This window comes from Telluria sp. GW821-FHT07G12 (assembly GCF_059418525.1).
In genome coordinates, this window is record NZ_JBWKQA010000001.1 from 1324670 (window position 1) to 1340602 (window position 15933).

Annotated in this window: 15 protein-coding genes; 5 read left to right on the forward strand and 10 right to left on the reverse strand. The window is 65.4% G+C overall.

Going from position 1 to position 15933, the window contains the following annotated elements; genetic code table 11:
• Positions 1-4: 4 nt before the first annotated feature.
• From AC07PE_RS06170 to AC07PE_RS06190, 5 genes are all read right to left on the reverse strand, one after another.
• Entirely contained in the window at positions 5-298 is a 294-nt protein-coding gene (locus tag AC07PE_RS06170) for a PP0621 family protein (RefSeq protein WP_498762517.1), read from the reverse strand.
• Positions 295-1092: a cytochrome C assembly family protein gene (locus AC07PE_RS06175; RefSeq protein WP_498762518.1), complete on the reverse strand. Its 798-nt coding sequence runs from the start codon at positions 1090-1092 to the stop codon at positions 295-297. The genes AC07PE_RS06170 and AC07PE_RS06175 overlap by 4 nt, the downstream gene beginning before the upstream one ends.
• Before the next feature lie 138 nt (positions 1093-1230).
• Positions 1231-2025, reverse strand: a complete 795-nt coding sequence (locus tag AC07PE_RS06180; RefSeq protein ID WP_498762519.1) for an ABC transporter ATP-binding protein — start codon at positions 2023-2025, stop codon at positions 1231-1233.
• 2 nt (positions 2026-2027) lie between these two features.
• A complete protein-coding gene (locus AC07PE_RS06185) occupies positions 2028-2864 on the reverse strand; it encodes an ABC transporter permease (RefSeq protein WP_498762520.1) in 837 nt (278 codons plus the stop codon).
• Positions 2865-2948: 84 nt separating this feature from the next.
• The gene (locus AC07PE_RS06190) at positions 2949-3923 is read right to left on the reverse strand and encodes an ABC transporter substrate-binding protein (protein ID WP_498762521.1); all 975 of its coding nucleotides are present in this window, start codon (positions 3921-3923) and stop codon (positions 2949-2951) included.
• Positions 3924-4162: 239 nt separating this feature from the next.
• On the opposite strand from AC07PE_RS06190, the gene ffh reads away from it, so the two are divergent.
• Both ffh and AC07PE_RS06200 read left to right on the forward strand, forming a co-directional pair.
• A complete protein-coding gene (gene ffh / locus AC07PE_RS06195; protein ID WP_258844330.1) occupies positions 4163-5527 on the forward strand; it encodes a signal recognition particle protein in 1365 nt (454 codons plus the stop codon).
• Between the two features lie 133 nt (positions 5528-5660).
• Positions 5661-6062, forward strand: coding sequence for an SWIB/MDM2 domain-containing protein (locus AC07PE_RS06200; RefSeq protein WP_230019610.1), 402 nt, complete (start codon positions 5661-5663; stop codon positions 6060-6062).
• Between the two features lie 73 nt (positions 6063-6135).
• On the opposite strand, the gene AC07PE_RS06205 is transcribed toward AC07PE_RS06200, so the two are convergent.
• Genes AC07PE_RS06205 through AC07PE_RS06215 form a run of 3 tightly spaced genes read right to left on the reverse strand, consistent with a single transcriptional unit; the run spans position 6136 to position 9791 of the window.
• Positions 6136-7500: an alkaline phosphatase gene (locus tag AC07PE_RS06205; protein WP_498762522.1), complete on the reverse strand. Its 1365-nt coding sequence runs from the start codon at positions 7498-7500 to the stop codon at positions 6136-6138.
• 19 nt (positions 7501-7519) lie between these two features.
• The gene (locus tag AC07PE_RS06210; protein ID WP_498762523.1) at positions 7520-8959 is read right to left on the reverse strand and encodes an alkaline phosphatase; all 1440 of its coding nucleotides are present in this window, start codon (positions 8957-8959) and stop codon (positions 7520-7522) included.
• A gap of 58 nt (positions 8960-9017) precedes the next feature.
• Positions 9018-9791 carry a sulfite exporter TauE/SafE family protein gene (locus AC07PE_RS06215; protein ID WP_498762524.1) on the reverse strand — a complete coding sequence of 258 codons (774 nt, stop codon included), beginning with the start codon at positions 9789-9791 and terminating at the stop codon, positions 9018-9020.
• Between the two features lie 94 nt (positions 9792-9885).
• On the opposite strand from AC07PE_RS06215, the gene AC07PE_RS06220 reads away from it, so the two are divergent.
• Positions 9886-10776 carry a LysR substrate-binding domain-containing protein gene (locus AC07PE_RS06220; protein WP_498762525.1) on the forward strand — a complete coding sequence of 297 codons (891 nt, stop codon included), beginning with the start codon at positions 9886-9888 and terminating at the stop codon, positions 10774-10776.
• Positions 10777-10875: 99 nt separating this feature from the next.
• Here AC07PE_RS06220 and AC07PE_RS06225 read toward each other — a convergent pair whose 3' ends face one another.
• Both AC07PE_RS06225 and AC07PE_RS06230 read right to left on the reverse strand, forming a co-directional pair.
• Positions 10876-11529: a lytic transglycosylase domain-containing protein gene (locus AC07PE_RS06225; RefSeq protein WP_498762526.1), complete on the reverse strand. Its 654-nt coding sequence runs from the start codon at positions 11527-11529 to the stop codon at positions 10876-10878.
• On the reverse strand, positions 11529-13268 hold the full coding sequence (locus AC07PE_RS06230; protein ID WP_498762527.1) for a proline--tRNA ligase: 1740 nt from the start codon (positions 13266-13268) through the stop codon (positions 11529-11531). The genes AC07PE_RS06225 and AC07PE_RS06230 overlap by 1 nt, the downstream gene beginning before the upstream one ends.
• 208 nt (positions 13269-13476) lie before the next feature.
• On the opposite strand from AC07PE_RS06230, the gene AC07PE_RS06235 reads away from it, so the two are divergent.
• Both AC07PE_RS06235 and AC07PE_RS06240 read left to right on the forward strand, forming a co-directional pair.
• Positions 13477-14181 (forward strand): RNA pyrophosphohydrolase, encoded by a 705-nt coding sequence (locus AC07PE_RS06235; protein WP_498762528.1) that lies wholly within the window; start codon positions 13477-13479, stop codon positions 14179-14181.
• 145 nt (positions 14182-14326) lie between these two features.
• Positions 14327-15898, forward strand: a complete 1572-nt coding sequence (locus AC07PE_RS06240) for a retroviral-like aspartic protease family protein (RefSeq protein WP_498762529.1) — start codon at positions 14327-14329, stop codon at positions 15896-15898.
• Positions 15899-15933 lie beyond the last annotated feature (35 nt).

Consider the following 15933-nt stretch of genomic DNA (forward strand, 5'->3'; position numbering starts at 1 on the left):
CGCCTCAATCAGGGCGGGATGTCGCCGGCAGGCGCGCGTGCGCCTGGCTGCAGTAGTCGTGCCCGCCCTCGTGTATCGCTTCCGAGGCCGGGAAATAGATGCCGCAGTGGGCGCAGTTGGTCATGCGCTCGGACTCCGCGACCCGCGCTTGGGCGCGAGCCGGACCGCCGGTTGGCGCGCCTGCGCCCTGCCCGGCATGCGGGTCGAACCCGCGCGCGGCCACCGCCGCCCGCAGCTTGCTGCGTACCGCCATCACCACCAGGATGATGAGCGCAATCCAGAATAACAGTCGCGTCATGTGAACCCCCGGTGCAGAACGACTTCAAGAACAAAACGGCTGCCGACATAGGCCAGCGCCAGGGTAGCGAATCCCGCCAGCGTGAAGCGCAGCGCGGTCTTGCCGCGCCAGCCGCGCCAGCGGCGTCCGGCCAGCAGCGCGGCGAACAGGAGCCACGACAGCAGCGCGAACACGTTTTTATGGTCCCAGCGCAGCGCGCGCCCGAACAGCTGTTCGGAGAACACGATGCCCGACAGGACGGTCAGGCTGAGCAGCACGAAACCGATGCCGATCATCCGGAACAGCAGCTTTTCCATGGTCAGCAGGGCCGGCAGCTGGTCGATGGCCGCGCCGAGCCAGCCTTTTTTCGAGCTCTTCGCATGCAGGCGCGTCTCCTGCAGCGCCATCAGCACGGCGTGGAAGGCGGCGATGGTAAGCGTGCTGTAGGCCATCACGGCCACCGCCACGTGCCAGCCGAAGGCGGGACCCTGCAGCGTCATGACGCTGCCCGGGAACAGCGGCGGCAGCAGCGCGGCGACGGCCGCGCACGGCATCACCATGCGGCGCATGCTGTCGAGCGCGAGATTGCGGTTCTCGAGCCACCAGGCCGCCACCGAAATCCACAGCGCCGCCGACAGCATGAAGGCGAAGCCGACCCGCAGCGTGCCATTGCCCAGCATGTCCGGCCACAGCGCCGCCCCATGCAGGACCCACGCCAGCGCCGTCACGCCGGAAATGACCGCGCCCCGCGGCGATGGCAGCAGGGCGCACACCGCGTACAGGATGGCTGCGGCGATGAATAAGGTGGTTTGCATAGGGGCGAGTCTACACTATCCGGACTGTGGCCTGTAAACGTCATTCCCGCGGAAGCGGGAATCCTTGCTGAGTGTGCGGCGATGCGGCTTTAGTATGGATTCCCGCCTTCGCGGGAATGACGTTGTTTACATTAGCGATCAATCCACCGCTGCGGATTTCATCTCTGCTTCGTGGTGTCTTTGCTGCTCTTCCATCACCAGCTGCCCCAGCTCACGCTTGAGCGCATTGAACTCCGGCGCCGCCGGGTCCCGCATGCGCGGCAGGTCCACCAGCATGTCGCGCTTGACCGTGCCGGGCCGGTAGGTCATCACGACGATGCGGTCGGCCAAATAGATCGCCTCTTCGATGCTGTGGGTGACGAAGATGACGGTCTTCTTCAGCTTGGCCCAGATGCGCAGCAGCTCGTCCTGCAGGTTGCGGCGGGTCAGCGCGTCGAGTGCGCCGAAGGGTTCGTCCATCAGCATGATGGGCGAGTCCAGCGCCAGCACGCGCGCGATCGCGACCCGCTGGCGCATGCCGCCCGACAGGTCCTTCGGATAGCGCTTGCCGAAGTCTTCCAGCGACAGCAGTTTCAGCAGCTCGGCCACGCGGGCGGCGATGTCCGCCTTGGCCATACCCTTGATTTCCAGCCCGAAGCCGACGTTCTGCTCGACCGTCATCCACGGGAACAGCGCGTATTCCTGGAACACCATGCCGCGTTCCGGCCCCGGCCCGGCCACCAGGGCGCCGTCGGCCATGATGCGACCCTTGGTCGGCGGGGCGAAGCCGGCGACGGCGTTCAGCAGGGTCGACTTGCCGCAGCCGGAAGGGCCGAGCAGGCAGACGAACTGGCCGCGCGGGATCTCGAGGTCGATGTTTTCCAGCGCGACCATGCGGCGGCCGTCGGTCTCGAACACCTTGCTGACGTTTTCAATGACGATATGCGCGCTCATGCTCAGTGCTCCAGGCCGCGATGCCAGCGCAGCAGGTAATTATTCAGCTTGTTCATGGCCGAGTCGATCGCCAGGCCGAGGATGCCGATGCTGATCATGCCGGCGATGATCTTGTCGGACCAGAAGTACTCGCGCGCTTCCAGGATGCGGAAGCCGAGGCCGTTGTTCACCGCGATCATCTCGGACACGATCACCACGATGAAGGCGGTGCCGACGCCGATCCGCATGCCGGTCAGGATGTAGGGCACGGCGGCCGGCAGGATCACGCGCATGAACATGGTCGAGCGGCCGGCGCCCAGGTTGCGCGCCGCGCGCAGGTAGATGCCGTCGACCTGGCGCACGCCGGCGATGGTATTCATCAGCACCGGGAAGAAGGCGCCGATCGCGATCAGGAAGATGGCCGGCGGGTTGCCCAGCCCGAACCACAGGATCGACAGCGGGATGTAGGCGATCGGCGGGATCGGGCGCAGCAGCTGCACCAGCGGATTCATCCAGGCATACACGATGCGGTTCGCGCCCATCGCCAGGCCGAGCGGCAGGCCCAGGCCGGCGCCGACCGCGAAGCCGACCACCACCCGGTACAGGCTGCCGAGCGAATCGACGATCAGCTCTCCCGAGAATGCCCAGGCCAGCCGGCTGCCCGTGGGGTTGTTCTCATGCCAGGTATTGAAATCCTGCAGCGGCATGAGATAGGCCACCCACTTGTTCCACACCGCCAGCGGCGACGGCAGGACGTTCTCGTTGACCCATCCCATGCTCGCCACCCACTGCCAGATCCCGATCGCGATCGCCGGCACCACCAGGCCGACCGCGATGTCCCGCCAACTTCTTTTTACCATTTCCTGCTCTCCAAACGTAGGGTGGGCACCCTGTGCCCACCTTCAGTTGCCGCCATGGTGGGCACGGGGTGCCCACCCTACGTCTTATTTGATATTGAGACTCTTCTTGGCCTCTTCCAGCAGGTCGGTCTTGACCCACTCCTTCGCTGCAGGCGGTTTGGCCATGCGGCCGACGCCGGTCTTGTACATGATGTCGGTCGTGGTCTGGATGTGCTCCGGCGTGATGTCATAGGTGTACTGCGCATTGTCCATCGCGTCGCGGAAGTCGTCGCTGGTGATCTGGCCCTTGAACACGTTCTCGCGCACGTACTTCTCGGCCAGCGCCGGATCCTTGATGAAGGTGCTGGTGGCCTGCACGAAGCAGCGCATGAACTTCTCGGCCAGCGGGCGGCGGGTAGAATAGAACTTCTCGGTCATTACCATGGTCCGCACCGGCGAGCCGATCGGGGTGTCGTAGGGCTTGATGATCTCGGTGCCGAAGCCCTTGTTGATCGCCTGCGAGGACTGCGGTTCGGACTGCATCATGGCGTCGATGTTCTTGCCCAGCAGCGCCTGGTTCAGGTCAGCGTAGGCCAGGAATACCAGCTGCACGTCCTTGCCCGGCGCGGCGTCAGCCGTCAGGCCGGCCTTCTGCAGCTCGGCCATCAGCAGCACTTCCTGGATGCCGCCGCGGGTCACGCCGACCTTCTTGCCCTTCAGGTCCTTGACGCTCTTGATGTTCGAGCCCTGCCCCGCCACCAGGCGCGCGCCGCCCTTGGCGAAGCCGGCCACGACGTAGATCGGCGCATTGCCGGCGCGGCCCGAGATCGCCGCTTCCGAGGCCGTGGTGCCGACGTCGATCTCGCCGGCGATGATGGCCTGCATCACGTCCAGGCCCTTGGCGAACACGCGCTCTTCGACCTTGATGCCGCACTTCGGTGCGATTTCCTTGATATATGACACCGCGCCATAGTGCGCGAACTTCAGGTTGCCGAGCCGGACGACCTCCTGGGCCTGGGCGCTGCCCGCGGCGAGCAGGGCGGCGATGAGGAAGGTCTTGCCGAACACTTTTGCTGTCATTGCTGTCTCCATTGTGTGTCGAACTGCGAATGTGTCGTGCTGCGAAATCATTTCAATGAGGCTATAACGTTAAGGAACGTATTGTCAAACCGTACCAGTACGTACTTACCAAGTATCAAATACGCCAACCAAGAATCAACGTTTCCATTTGACTTTTCCCCTTGCGCGGTTGGAGGGGAGCATGCGGTAAAATGGCGGTTTGCGCCCAACACAATCTAGGTAGATAGGTAGAACTCACCATGCTGGATAACCTGACCCAACGCCTTGCCAAGGTCGTCAAGACGATGCGCGGCGAGGCGCGCCTGACCGAATCGAACACCGCCGAGATGCTGCGCGAAGTGCGCCTGGCCCTGCTCGAGGCGGACGTCGCGCTGCCGGCCGTGCGCGAATTCATCGCCAAAGTGAAGGAAAAAGCGCTGGGCGAAGAGGTCATCGGCTCGCTCTCCCCCGGCCAGGCCCTGGTCGGCGTGGTGCAAAAGGAGCTGGCGGCCCTGATGGGCGCCGACCTCGGCCCCGAGGCATCCCAGCTCTCCTTCGCCCAGCAGCCGCCGGCGATCATCCTGATGGCCGGCCTGCAGGGTGTGGGCAAGACCACCACCACCGGCAAACTGGCCAAGTACCTGAAGGAACAGAAGAAGAAGGTCCTGACCGTCTCCGCCGACGTCTACCGCCCGGCCGCAATCGCGCAGCTGGAGTCCGTGACCAAGCAGGTCGGCGCCGACTTCTTCCCGTCCACCGCCAACGACAAGCCGGTCGACATCGCCCTCGCCGCGCTGGACTGGGCCAAGAAGCACTACCACGACGTCCTGATCATCGACACCGCCGGCCGCCTGGCGATCGACGAGGCGATGATGCAGGAGATCGCCGCGGTGCACGCCGCCGTCAAGCCGATCGAGACCCTGTTCGTGGTCGACGCCATGGTCGGCCAGGATGCGATCAACACCGCCAAGGCCTTCAACGAGGCGCTGCCGCTGACCGGCGTGATCCTGACCAAGCTCGATGGCGACTCGCGCGGCGGCGCGGCGCTGTCGGTGCGCCACGTGACCGGCAAGCCGATCAAGTTCGCCGGCGTGTCCGAAAAGCTGGACGGCCTGGAAGCCTTCGACCCGGCCCGCATGGCCAACCGCGTGCTGGGCATGGGCGACATCCTGGCCCTGGTCGAGGAAGCGCGCAAGGGCGTGGACATGCAGGCCGCGGCCGACATGGCCAACAAGATCAAGTCGGGCGGTAAGTTCGACATGAACGACTTCAAGGCCCAGCTGACCCAGATGAAGAAGATGGGCGGCATGTCGGGACTGCTGGACAAGCTTCCGGCCCAGTTCCAGCAAGCCGCGGCCGGCGCCAACATGGACCAGGCCGAGAAGCAGGTGCGCCGCATGTGCGGCATCATCGACTCGATGACGCCGCAGGAACGTGCCAAGCCGGAACTGATCAAGGCCAACCGCAAGCGCCGCATCGCCGCCGGCGCCGGCGTGCAGGTGCAGGAAGTCAATCGCATGCTGACCCAGTACGATCAGATGAACACGATGATGAAGAAGCTGAAGGGCGGCGGCCTGATGAAGATGATGCGCGGGATGAAGGGCATGATGCCCGGTATGCGCTGATTAGGGGGGTTTTAGGGCTTGTTAGAGTGAAAAAATTTCGAAAAAGACTTGCACGAACACTAAAACCCTACCAATATAAGCCGGTGCGATTCATTGCGCAATTTTCCATGTGTTCCGTTTAGGAGGCTCGAAGATGGCAACAGCCAAAAAAACCACCGCAGCGCCGGCAAAGAAGGCCGCTGCAAAACCGGCTGCAGCGGCGAAGCCTGCAGCAAAGAAGGCAGCAGCTCCTGCCAAGGCAGCAGCACCGAAAGCAGCAGCAGCAAAGAAGCCGGCAGCAGCACGCAAGCCTAACGCCGCTTTCATGAAAGAGATGACCCCGTCGGCGACGCTGGCCGCAGTGGTGGGCAACAAGCCGCTGCCGCGTACCGAAGTCACCAAGAAAGTCTGGGACTACATCAAGGCCCAGAACCTGCAAGACGCTGCAAACCGCCGCATGATCAATGCCGACGACAAGCTGAAAGCCGTCTTCGGTGGCAAGGCCCAGGTATCGATGTTCGAGATGACCAAGCTGATCTCGGATCACCTCAAATAAAAAAGACGACAGGCCGCCCCGCTGGCCGATACCAGTCCAAATGAAAAGCCCCGGTCATGCCGGGGCTTTTTGTTTATAGGCCTGCCGCGGCCTTCATCAACTCGAACACCCGCGTGTTCTCGATCGTCCCCTTGAACGGCGCCGATCCCGCTCCCACCGCATACAGCTTCACGTCGCCGCCGCCATGTCCTTCGCCGGGCAGGCGCACGCCGGCCTCCTGGTGGTAGTCCAGTGCCTGCGCACGGACGTCGTCGACGTCGCTGCGGGTATCCGGCCGGTTCGGGCCGCCGCCATAGACCAGGGTCGTGTAGGTCTTGCCGTCCGCATCCAGCGCCGGCTCGCCGTTCCCGCCGCGCACGATGCCGAGGATCGGGTTGCCGCGCTTCGGGTAGCCGTTCATCACCATCGTGTGGTCATGATCGGCGGTCACCACGATCAGCGTGTGCTCCAGGCCCGGATCGAGCTGGCGCATGCGGTCCACCGTGGCCTGGATCGCGTTGTCGAAGTCGACCACCTCTTCCAGCGCGTTCTTCGCGTTGGAGTCGTGCAGCGCGTGGTCGATCTTGCCGCCTTCGACCATCAGGAAGAAGCCCTTCGGATTCTTCGCCAGCAGCTCGATCGATTTGGTCGCCATCTCGGCCAGGGTCGGCTGGGTGGGCTTGCGCACGGTCGCATAATCGAGGTGGCTGTCGGCGTAGATGCCGACGAACTTCCGGTTCGGCAGCGCCGACATCATGTCCGCGCGGGTGGCGGCCACGAAGTAGCCGCGCGCCTTGAACTCGGCCAGCAGGTCGCGTCCGTCCGCGCGGCCCTTCGGATTGGCCTTCGCATCGAAGGGCGTGAAGTGCGGACGCCCGCCGCCCATCAGCACGTCGACGCCGTCCTTCAGGCGCTCGTTGTAGCCGGCGCCGCCCGGCACGATCTGCTGCGCGATCGTGTACACGGTGTTGCGGTTGCAGACGTGGGCGAAGGTCGAGGCCGGGGTCGCGTGGGTCAGCTCGGTGCTGGTGACGGCGCCTGTCGCACGCCCGGCGGCCTTGGCCAGTTCTAGCATGGTCATCGGCGCGCTGCCATTGTTCTCGCCGCAGCGGTCGACCGTCGGGTTGCCGTTGGCATCCTTGGCCGGCGCCATCGGTGTGGAATCCTTCCGCGAGATCACGTCGTTGTTGATCTTCACGCCGGTCATGTAGGCGCCCATCGACGGTGCGCTGTCGGTGACCATCGCATCGGCGGAATAGGTCTTGATGCGGGCGGTGCGGTCGAGGCGCTCGAAGTTCAGCAGGCCCTCTTCCTTGTATTTATAGATGCGTGCGGCCGTGATCGTGGTCGGGCCCATGCCGTCGCCGAGGAAGAAGATGACGTTCTTCGCCTGGGTCTGGGCAAAGGCCTGGGAGGTGAATGCGGCTGCCAGCAGCGCGCAGAGTCGGATCGATTTCATCGTGGTCTCCTTGCGCCGCTTACCAGCCGGCCGCCTCTTTGATCAGCGTAAACACGCGGGTGTTGTCGATGGTGCCGCGGAAGAGTTCCGCGCCGGCGCCCGTCGCGCCCAGGTAGACGTCGGCGCCGCCATGGGTTTCGGACTTCATGCGCACCGCCGCTTCCTGGTGGTAGTCGTCGGCGCTGACGACGGCATCCGTCAGGCCGGCCTGCGCGGCGCGGCTGCCCTGCACGCGGTGTTCGCCGGTGCCGAAGCCGAGGATGGCGTAGGGCGCGCCGTCCTTGTCCAGTTTGAGCTTGCCGTCCGGGAGGCTGCGCACCAGGCCCAGCACGCCCGGTTTATCGGCGGTCGTCGGTCCGCTGCGCGGCGAGTAGCCGTTGATCAGCAGGGTGTGGTCGTGGTCGGCGGTGGCGACGATCAGCGTGTGCTTCAGGCCCGGATCGATTTTGCTTGCTTCGTCGATCGCGGCCTTCAGCGCGGCGTCGAAGGCCACGGTTTCCTGCAGCGCGCGCTTGGCGCGGGTGCCGTGCAGGGCGTGGTCGATCAGGCCGCCCTCCACCATCAGGAAGAAGCCTTTATCGGCGCTGCGCTGGCCCAGCAGGGATACCGCCTTGCGCGTCATCTCGGCCAGGCTCGGTTGCCTGGCCGGATCGCGCTCGACATCGTAGGCCAGGTCTTCCTGCGCGAACAGGGCGATGGCGGGCTGGGTCGACGGCGCCAGCGCGGCAAAGCCGGCAGCGTCCTTCGCCGTGCGGTAGCCGCGCGCCTGCAGTTCGGCCAGCAGGTCGCGGCCATCCGTGCGCTTGCCGCCGTTTGCAACGGGCTGGAAGAACTGTGCGCCGCCGCCGAACACCACGTCGAGTCCACTTCCGAGGGCCGGGTTGTAGCCGGCGCCGCCCGGCACCATCATCGCTGCGATCTGGTTCTGCAGCTTGCGGTGGCAGGCGTGCGCATAGGTCGCGGCCGGGGTGGCGTCGGTGACGCTGGTGGTGGTGACGATGCCGGTGGCGAGGCCGCGTGCCTTGGCCAGCTCGAGCAGGGTCGGCATCGGCGTACCGTTGGTGCAGCGGCTGCTGCCGTCCGCTGCGGGCGCGATGGCGCTGGTGTCGCCCGACATCGAGATCACGCCGTTGTTCTGCTTCACGCCCGTCATGTAGGCCGACATCGAGGCCGCGCTGTCGGTCACCTGGGTGTCGTTCGAGTAGGTCTTGATGAAGGCCGATTCGGGCAGCGTGTCGATGGTCAGCTCGCCGCTTTCGCCCACCGCGAAGATGCGCGCGGCGGTCAGGGTGTTGATGCCCATGCCGTCGCCGAGGAAGAAGATGACGTTGCGGGCGCGGTCGATGTCGTGGGCCGGCATGGTCGAGGCGGTGGGCGGTGGCGGCGCGCTCGCGCAGCCGCTCAGCGTGGCGGCGCCGCACACTATCAGCACGCCGGCGGCGAAGGTGGTCAATCGCATTGCTGCTTGCTCCCTGATGAGGAAAGCAAGCAGTCTACACCTCACCCGATGCGGGTGACTAGCCGAGGAAGGGACGCAGCAGCAGATGCAGCCCGAGCGCCATCAAGCCGATGAAGAAGCAGCGGCGGAACAGCTCGGGCCGGATGCGGCCGCGGATCCACTGGCCGAGCATCATGCCGGCCAGCGCCGGGACCAGCGCGAAGAAGGACAGGCCGGCCGCCTGCACCTCGAACTGGCCGGCCAGCAGCAGCGAGGCCGCCAGCGCGATGGTGGAGGTCGTGAAGGCCAGGCCGAGCGCCTGCACCAGCATGTCGCGCTCCAGCTTCAGGCCCTGCAGGTAGGGCACGGCCGGGATCACGAACACGCCGGTGGCGGCCGTGACGGCGCCCGTGACCAGCCCGACCACGGGAGACGCCGCGCGTTCGCCGCTGGGCGGCACGTGCAGTGTGAAGGAGGCCAGGCCGGCTGCCGCATACATCATCAGGGCCCCGCCCAGCGCCGCCACCGCATCAAGCGAGGCGCTGGCCGGCAGCAGCATGCCGCCGACCAGGGTGCCGACGGCGATCCCCACCAGCATCGGCCACAGGCGCCGCGCCAGGGCGCCCGCAGAGGGACCGGCCGCCAGCTGCCAGACATTCGTCACCAGCGAAGGCACAACCAATAAAGCGGCTGCTTCGCGCGGCGCCATCAGCATCCCCAGCAGGCCGACCGCGACCGTCGGCAGCCCGAGCCCGACCACGCCCTTGACCAGGCCGGCGAGCACGAACACCAGTGAGATCAAGGCCAATTCGGCCGGTGCGTGCGCGTGTAAGATAGAAAGTAGAGCGTCCATAGCGACGATTCTGACGCATCATGGGCGCTTGCAGAATGAGGGATTACCGCAGCCAGCCTTCGGCTTATCCGAAGGCTGAAGCGAAAGACAAAACATGAGATTCGACCTGATCGACATGCAGCTCTTCCTGCACGTGGTGGAAGCCGGCAGCATCACCGGCGGCGCCACGCGCGCTCACCTGTCGCTGGCCTCGTGCAGCGAACGCATCCACGGCATGGAAGAGACCCTCGGTGTGCCCCTGCTCTTGCGCGGGCGCCGCGGCGTGGCGCCGACGCCGGCCGGCGAGGCCCTGGTGCGGCATGCGCGCCTGGTGTTCCAGCAACTGCAGCGCATGCGCGCCGAGCTGGGCGACCATGCGGAAGGCTTGAAGGGAACGGTCCGGCTGCTGTGCAACACGGCGTCGCTGAGCGAATACCTGCCGGATGCGCTGGCCGGCTTCCTGGCGCGCCACGCCCACGTCGACATCGAACTGGAAGAGCGCCCCAGCCACGAGGTGGCGAAGGCGGTGCGCGAAGGCGCGGCGGACATCGGCATCCTCGCGGACGCGGTCGACCTGTCGCAGCTGGAGAGCTTCCCCTTCCGCACCGACCGTCTGGTGGCGGTGGCCACGCCCGAGCTGGCGCAGCTATTGTCGCCGGACGGGCGGCCGGTGGCCTTCGTGCGCGTGGCCGACTTCGACCAGGTCGGCCTGGCCGGCGACAGCGCCCTGTCCAACTACCTGGAACTGCAGGCGCGGCGCCTGGGACGCACGCTGCATGCGCGCGTGCGCCTGCGCGGCTTCGAGGCGATCTGCAGGATGGTGGAAGCCGGCGTCGGGATCGGCATCGTGCCCGAACCGGCGGGGCGGCGCTGCGCGCAGGCGATGAAGATCACGGTGCTGGAGCTGGCGGATGCGTGGGCGCTGCGGCAGCTGGCGATTTGCGTGCGCAGTTTTGACGAGCTGCCAAGGCATGCGCAGCAATTGGTGGATGCGTTGCGGGCGTGAACGTTGCATTGCGTTGGCATCCGCGTGGGCGGAGGCCGCCCACCCTACAGCGTGTGGATGATTCGTAGGGTGGGCACCCCGTGCCCACACATCATGGCATCAATTCAGGGCAATCGCGGTCGACGCCGCCTTGAAATCCCAATTCTTCCACGCCGCCAGCACCGCATTCGGATACTCCGGCCGGCCGCGGCTGCCGTTGTAGCGGCCCAGCGCCAGGTAGAGATTGCCGCCTTCCATGTCGATGTACATGCGCAGGATCGAGCAGCCGTAGCGCAGGTTGGTCTGCATGTCGAACAGCGCGCGGCGGTTGGAGTCGCCGATCACCTTGGTCCAGAAAGGCATCACCTGCATGTAGCCGCGCGCGCCGACGATCGACACCGCGTACTTGCGGTAGGCCGACTCCACCTGGATCAGGCCCAGCACCATTCCCGGATCGAGGCCGGCGCGGGTCGCTTCGTACCAGGCCGACTCGAGGAACTCGGTGCGGACCTGGTCGTCCGGCAGGCGGCGCTTCAGGCGGCTCGACATCGCGTCGAACCACTGCTGGTAGCGCGCCTGCGCAGTGGCATCGCGGAACACCGGCTTGGGCGGGCGGCCGTCGCGGATCGCCCGTTCGAGCGCCAGCCGGACCGAATCGGCCAGCGCTTCTTCCTTCTGGTTGCCGGCATGCACCGCGCCGCTGCTCATCAATAAAGCGGCAAACAGCGCGGAACCGAGCCAGGCCGAAGCCTGGCGTGCAAGACGTGCCAGCATCACTTGCCCAGTTTGCCTTTGACGAAAGCGACCATGTCCGCGGCCGGAACGGCGCTCGCCTCGGCATCGCGGCGGCCCTGGTATTCCAGGTTGCCTTCCTTGAGACCGCGCTCGCCGATCACCACGCGGTGCGGCACGCCCACCAGTTCCCAGTCGGCGAACATGGCGCCCGGACGCAGGCCGCGGTCGTCGACGATGACGTCGACGCCGGCCGCTTGCAGCTCGGCGTACAGGCGGTCGGTCTCCGCCTTCACCAGCTCGCTGCGGTCATAGCCCATCGGGCACAGGACGATCTCGAAGGGTGCGATCGCGTCCGGCCAGACGATGCCCTTGTCGTCGAAGTTCTGCTCGATCGCCGCGCCCAGGATGCGGGTCACGCCGATGCCGTAGCAGCCCATCTGCATCGGCGCCGGCTGGCCCTTCTCGTCCAGGTAGACGCAGTTCATCGCTGCCGAGTAGGCGGTACCGAGCTGGAACACGTGGCCCACTTCGATGCCGCGCTCGATCGCCAGCACACCCTTGCCGTCCGGCGAAGCGTCGCCCTCGACCACGTTGCGCAGGTCGGCAACCATCGGCTCGGCGACGTCGCGGCCCCAGTTGGCGCCCGTCAGGTGGTATTCCTCTTCGTTCGCGCCGCACACGAAATCGGCCATGTTGGCGACGGTGCGGTCGGCCACGACCTTGACCGGCTGGCGGGTAGCGATCGGACCCAGGTAGCCCGGCTTGCTGCCGTAGGCTTCCAGGATCTCGCCTTCGCTGGCGAAGCGGAAGTCCTTCAGGCCCGGGACCTTCGAGACCTTCACTTCGTTCAATTCATGGTCGCCGCGCAGCAGCAGCAGCCAGTTTTCCTTCGAGGTCACGACGCCGTGTTCGTCCTTGTTTTCGACGGTCAGCGCGATCGACTTCACGGTCTGCGACAGCTCGATGCCGAGCAGTTTGGCCACGTCTTCGCACTTGGTGGTTTTCGGCGTCGAGACCTTGGTCAGCGGCTGCGTGGCCGCGCCGCGCGCTGCGATCAGCGGCATGGCTTCGGCCGCTTCCATGTTGGCGGCGTAATCCGAGGTCGGGCAGTAGACCAGCGCGTCTTCACCGGTGCTGGCGATCACGTGGAACTCGTGCGAGCCGGTGCCGCCGATCGCGCCGTTGTCGGCGGCGACCGCACGGAACTTCAGGCCGAAACGGCTGAAGATCTTCACGTAGGCGTCGAACATGGTTTGATACGAAACCTGCATGCCCTCGACGTCGCGGTCGAAGGAATACGCATCCTTCATGGTGAATTCGCGGCCGCGCATCAGGCCGAAGCGCGGGCGGCGCTCGTCGCGGAACTTGGTCTGGATGTGATAGAAGTTCACCGGCAGCTGGCGATAGCTCTTGATTTCGGTGCGCACGACGTCGGTCACGACTTCTTCCGAGGTCGGCTGCAGCGCGAAGTCGCGGCCGTGGCGGTCCTTGAGGCGCAGCAGTTCCGGCCCCATCTTGTCCCAGCGGCCCGTCTCTTGCCACAGTTCGGCCGGCTGAACCAGCGGCATCAGCAGTTCGACGCCGCCGGCCTTGTTCATTTCTTCACGAATGATGGCCTCGACTTTGCGGATCACGCGCAGGCCCAGCGGCATATAGGTATAGATGCCGGAGCCAAGGCGCTTGATCATCCCGGCCCGCATCATCAGTTTGTGGCTGACGATCTCGGCGTCCGAAGGCGCTTCTTTGAGCGTTGAAATAAAAAATCGTGAGGCGCGCATATCGATGAATTCTTTTTAAAAAGAGAGGGTTATAATCGACCTAATTTTAAAGGATTAGCTGGCCGATGCATCCAATCTTTATACAAATGGCTCCGAAAGAAGTGATGCATGCCGTTGTTCCGATGCGAGTAAACGGCAGACATACCTGAGCTGTAAGTAAAAATACAAGAGAGAAGACCAAGGCTGGCAGAAAGTTTCGAGGTGAATCATGCTCGATCGTGAAGGGTTCCGCCCCAACGTCGGCATCATCCTGCTGAACGCCAACAACGAGGTGTGGTGGGGCAAACGGGTGCGCGAGCACTCGTGGCAGTTTCCGCAAGGGGGTATCAAATACGGCGAGACGCCGGAACAGGCGATGTACCGCGAGCTCGAGGAAGAGATCGGCCTGCGCCAGGAGCACGTCAAGATCGTGGGCCGCACCCGCGACTGGCTGCGCTATGAGGTGCCGGATCACTTCATCAAGCGCGAAGTGCGCGGCCATTACCGCGGCCAGAAGCAGATTTGGTTCCTGCTGCGCATGGTGGCGCGCGACAACGACGTCAACCTGCGCCTGACCGACCATCCGGAGTTCGACGCCTGGCGCTGGCACGACTATTGGGTGCCGCTGGACGTGGTCATCGAGTTCAAGCGCGATGTCTACCAGCGCGCGCTGCAGGAACTGTCGCGCTTCCTCACCTGGCCCGCCAACGGCCAGGGCGAGCGCCGCCATACCTCGCGCTACCTGCGCCAGCCGCATGAGCGGCGCAGCCAGGAGCGCGGCAACGGCGGCGGCAATGGCAGCGCTGGCGGTAATGTCCAGTCCGGCAACAAGCAGGCCGGCAACCCCAGCAGCAAGGCGGTCGTGGCGGCCAGCAAGGCCATCGCCGATGCGGCGGGGAGCTCCAAACTGGCCATGTTGCGCGATAAAGAGTAGTTGTAGTAGCGTAAAAGCAACAAAGCAGAAGGCGAATGTGTCTTGTAACCGACACGTTCGCCTTTTTGCATTTTGATCCTTGCAATATTTACAAGCTTGCGCAGTAGAATCATCGACATTGTTCCCGCATAGAAAGAATAGAACCATGCCGATGAAACGCACCCTGTTGCCGCTTGCCTGCGCAATGCTGCTGCACCCGCTCGCGTACGGCGCCGAAGCGCCTGCCAAGAAATGCATCTATGTCGAAGCCGCCACCCTGCCCGTGCGTTATGTCGGCGAAGGCTTGCAGCCGGCGGTGGACGGCACGATCGACGGCACGCCCGCGACCCTGCTGGTCGATACCGGCGCCTTCGACACCCAGCTGACCATGAACGGCGCCAACCGGCGCGAGCTGAACCTGCGCATGACCGGGCGCTACGTCCAGGGCGTCGGCGGCCGTTCGCGCGTGTACTCGACGCGGCTGAAGGATTTCTCGATCGGTCCGGCGCGCAGCAAGCACAGGACCGATCTGCTGGTCATCGACGAAATCAACATCACGCCGGCCTTCGACGGCATCGCCGGTTCGCCCTTCCTGCTGCAGATGGACCTCGAAGTCGACCTGCGCAACAAGCAGGTCAAGATGTTCAAGCCGCTGGACTGCAACGACGATGTGGAGCTCAACCTCTGGAAGGAAGAGACGGTGGTGCTGCCCTTCACCCGCAGCAACGACAGCAGCCCGAACCCGCACTTCAAGGTCCTCATCAACGGCAAGGAGCTGGACGCCATGATCGACACCGGCGCCCACCATTCGATCCTGATGCTGGAGGCCGCCGAGCGGCTGGGCATCGACGTCAAGAGCGCCGAGGTCAAGCGCAGCGGCGACGTGGTCGGCGTCGGTTCGGCGCGCGCGCCGCACTGGAGCACCACCGTCAAGACCGTGCAGATCGGCGGCGAGACCATCAACAACGCGGAACTCGGCATCATCGATGCGCAAAGCGACGTGCCGGCCGACCTGCTGCTCGGCCAGGACTTCCTGCGCACCCACCGCGTGCTGTTCGCGATGAGCCAGAAGAAGCTCTACCTGGCGTATCTGAGCGGCGAGCCCTTCTCGCGCAGCCTGGGCGTGCCGGATTGGGTGCGCGCGGAAGCCGACGGCGGCAATGCCGACGCCCAGTATGCGTTGGCGACCGCCTACCGCGACGGCCGCGGCGTGCCACGCGATCCGGCGCTGGCCAAAGCCTGGCTGGACAAGTCCGCGGCCGGCGGCGAGCCGCACGCAAACCTGGTGCTCGGCCGCCAGCTGGTGACGTCCGGCCACGCCGCCGATGCGATCCCGCGCCTGCGCGGCACGCTCGACAAGCTGCCGGCCGATCGCTTTGTCCCGCTGTGGCTCTACCTCGCGCTCATGCATGAGGGCCAGGCCGAACTCGCGAAGACCGAGCTGCAGCGCATCGTCAAGAAGCAGGACAACGACGACTGGCCGACGCCGATCGCCGAGTTCTACCTGGGCAAACTCGATGCGGAAGGCCTGCTCAAGCAAGCCGGCAAGGAACCGAAACTCGCACGCGGGCGCACCTGCGACGCCAATGCCTATATGTCGCGCTGGCACGCGGCGCAGGGCGACAAGGAGCGCGCGGCCTCGCTGATGGCGGCCGTGCGCGCCCAGTGCGGCCCGGCGCAGCCTCCCAAGGCGCCGTCTCCCGCTCCCGCCACCGGCACGCCTGCTGCCGCGCCCTGAACCGGCAAGGGCACGCGCCGGCGCGGAACACGCCG

Bases quoted from the DNA above. Each gene is read 5' to 3' on its own strand.
- AC07PE_RS06170 (WP_498762517.1), bottom strand. From the start codon at position 298: ATGACGCGACTGTTATTCTGGATTGCGCTCATCATCCTGGTGGTGATG.
- AC07PE_RS06175 (WP_498762518.1), bottom strand. From the start codon at position 1,092: ATGCAAACCACCTTATTCATCGCCGCAGCCATCCTGTACGCGGTGTGC.
- AC07PE_RS06180 (WP_498762519.1), bottom strand. From the start codon at position 2,025: ATGAGCGCGCATATCGTCATTGAAAACGTCAGCAAGGTGTTCGAGACC.
- AC07PE_RS06185 (WP_498762520.1), bottom strand. From the start codon at position 2,864: ATGGTAAAAAGAAGTTGGCGGGACATCGCGGTCGGCCTGGTGGTGCCG.
- AC07PE_RS06190 (WP_498762521.1), bottom strand. From the start codon at position 3,923: ATGACAGCAAAAGTGTTCGGCAAGACCTTCCTCATCGCCGCCCTGCTC.
- ffh (WP_258844330.1), top strand. From the start codon at position 4,163: ATGCTGGATAACCTGACCCAACGCCTTGCCAAGGTCGTCAAGACGATG.
- AC07PE_RS06200 (WP_230019610.1), top strand. From the start codon at position 5,661: ATGGCAACAGCCAAAAAAACCACCGCAGCGCCGGCAAAGAAGGCCGCT.
- AC07PE_RS06205 (WP_498762522.1), bottom strand. From the start codon at position 7,500: ATGAAATCGATCCGACTCTGCGCGCTGCTGGCAGCCGCATTCACCTCC.
- AC07PE_RS06210 (WP_498762523.1), bottom strand. From the start codon at position 8,959: ATGCGATTGACCACCTTCGCCGCCGGCGTGCTGATAGTGTGCGGCGCC.
- AC07PE_RS06215 (WP_498762524.1), bottom strand. From the start codon at position 9,791: ATGGACGCTCTACTTTCTATCTTACACGCGCACGCACCGGCCGAATTG.
- AC07PE_RS06220 (WP_498762525.1), top strand. From the start codon at position 9,886: ATGAGATTCGACCTGATCGACATGCAGCTCTTCCTGCACGTGGTGGAA.
- AC07PE_RS06225 (WP_498762526.1), bottom strand. From the start codon at position 11,529: ATGCTGGCACGTCTTGCACGCCAGGCTTCGGCCTGGCTCGGTTCCGCG.
- AC07PE_RS06230 (WP_498762527.1), bottom strand. From the start codon at position 13,268: ATGCGCGCCTCACGATTTTTTATTTCAACGCTCAAAGAAGCGCCTTCG.
- AC07PE_RS06235 (WP_498762528.1), top strand. From the start codon at position 13,477: ATGCTCGATCGTGAAGGGTTCCGCCCCAACGTCGGCATCATCCTGCTG.
- AC07PE_RS06240 (WP_498762529.1), top strand. From the start codon at position 14,327: ATGCCGATGAAACGCACCCTGTTGCCGCTTGCCTGCGCAATGCTGCTG.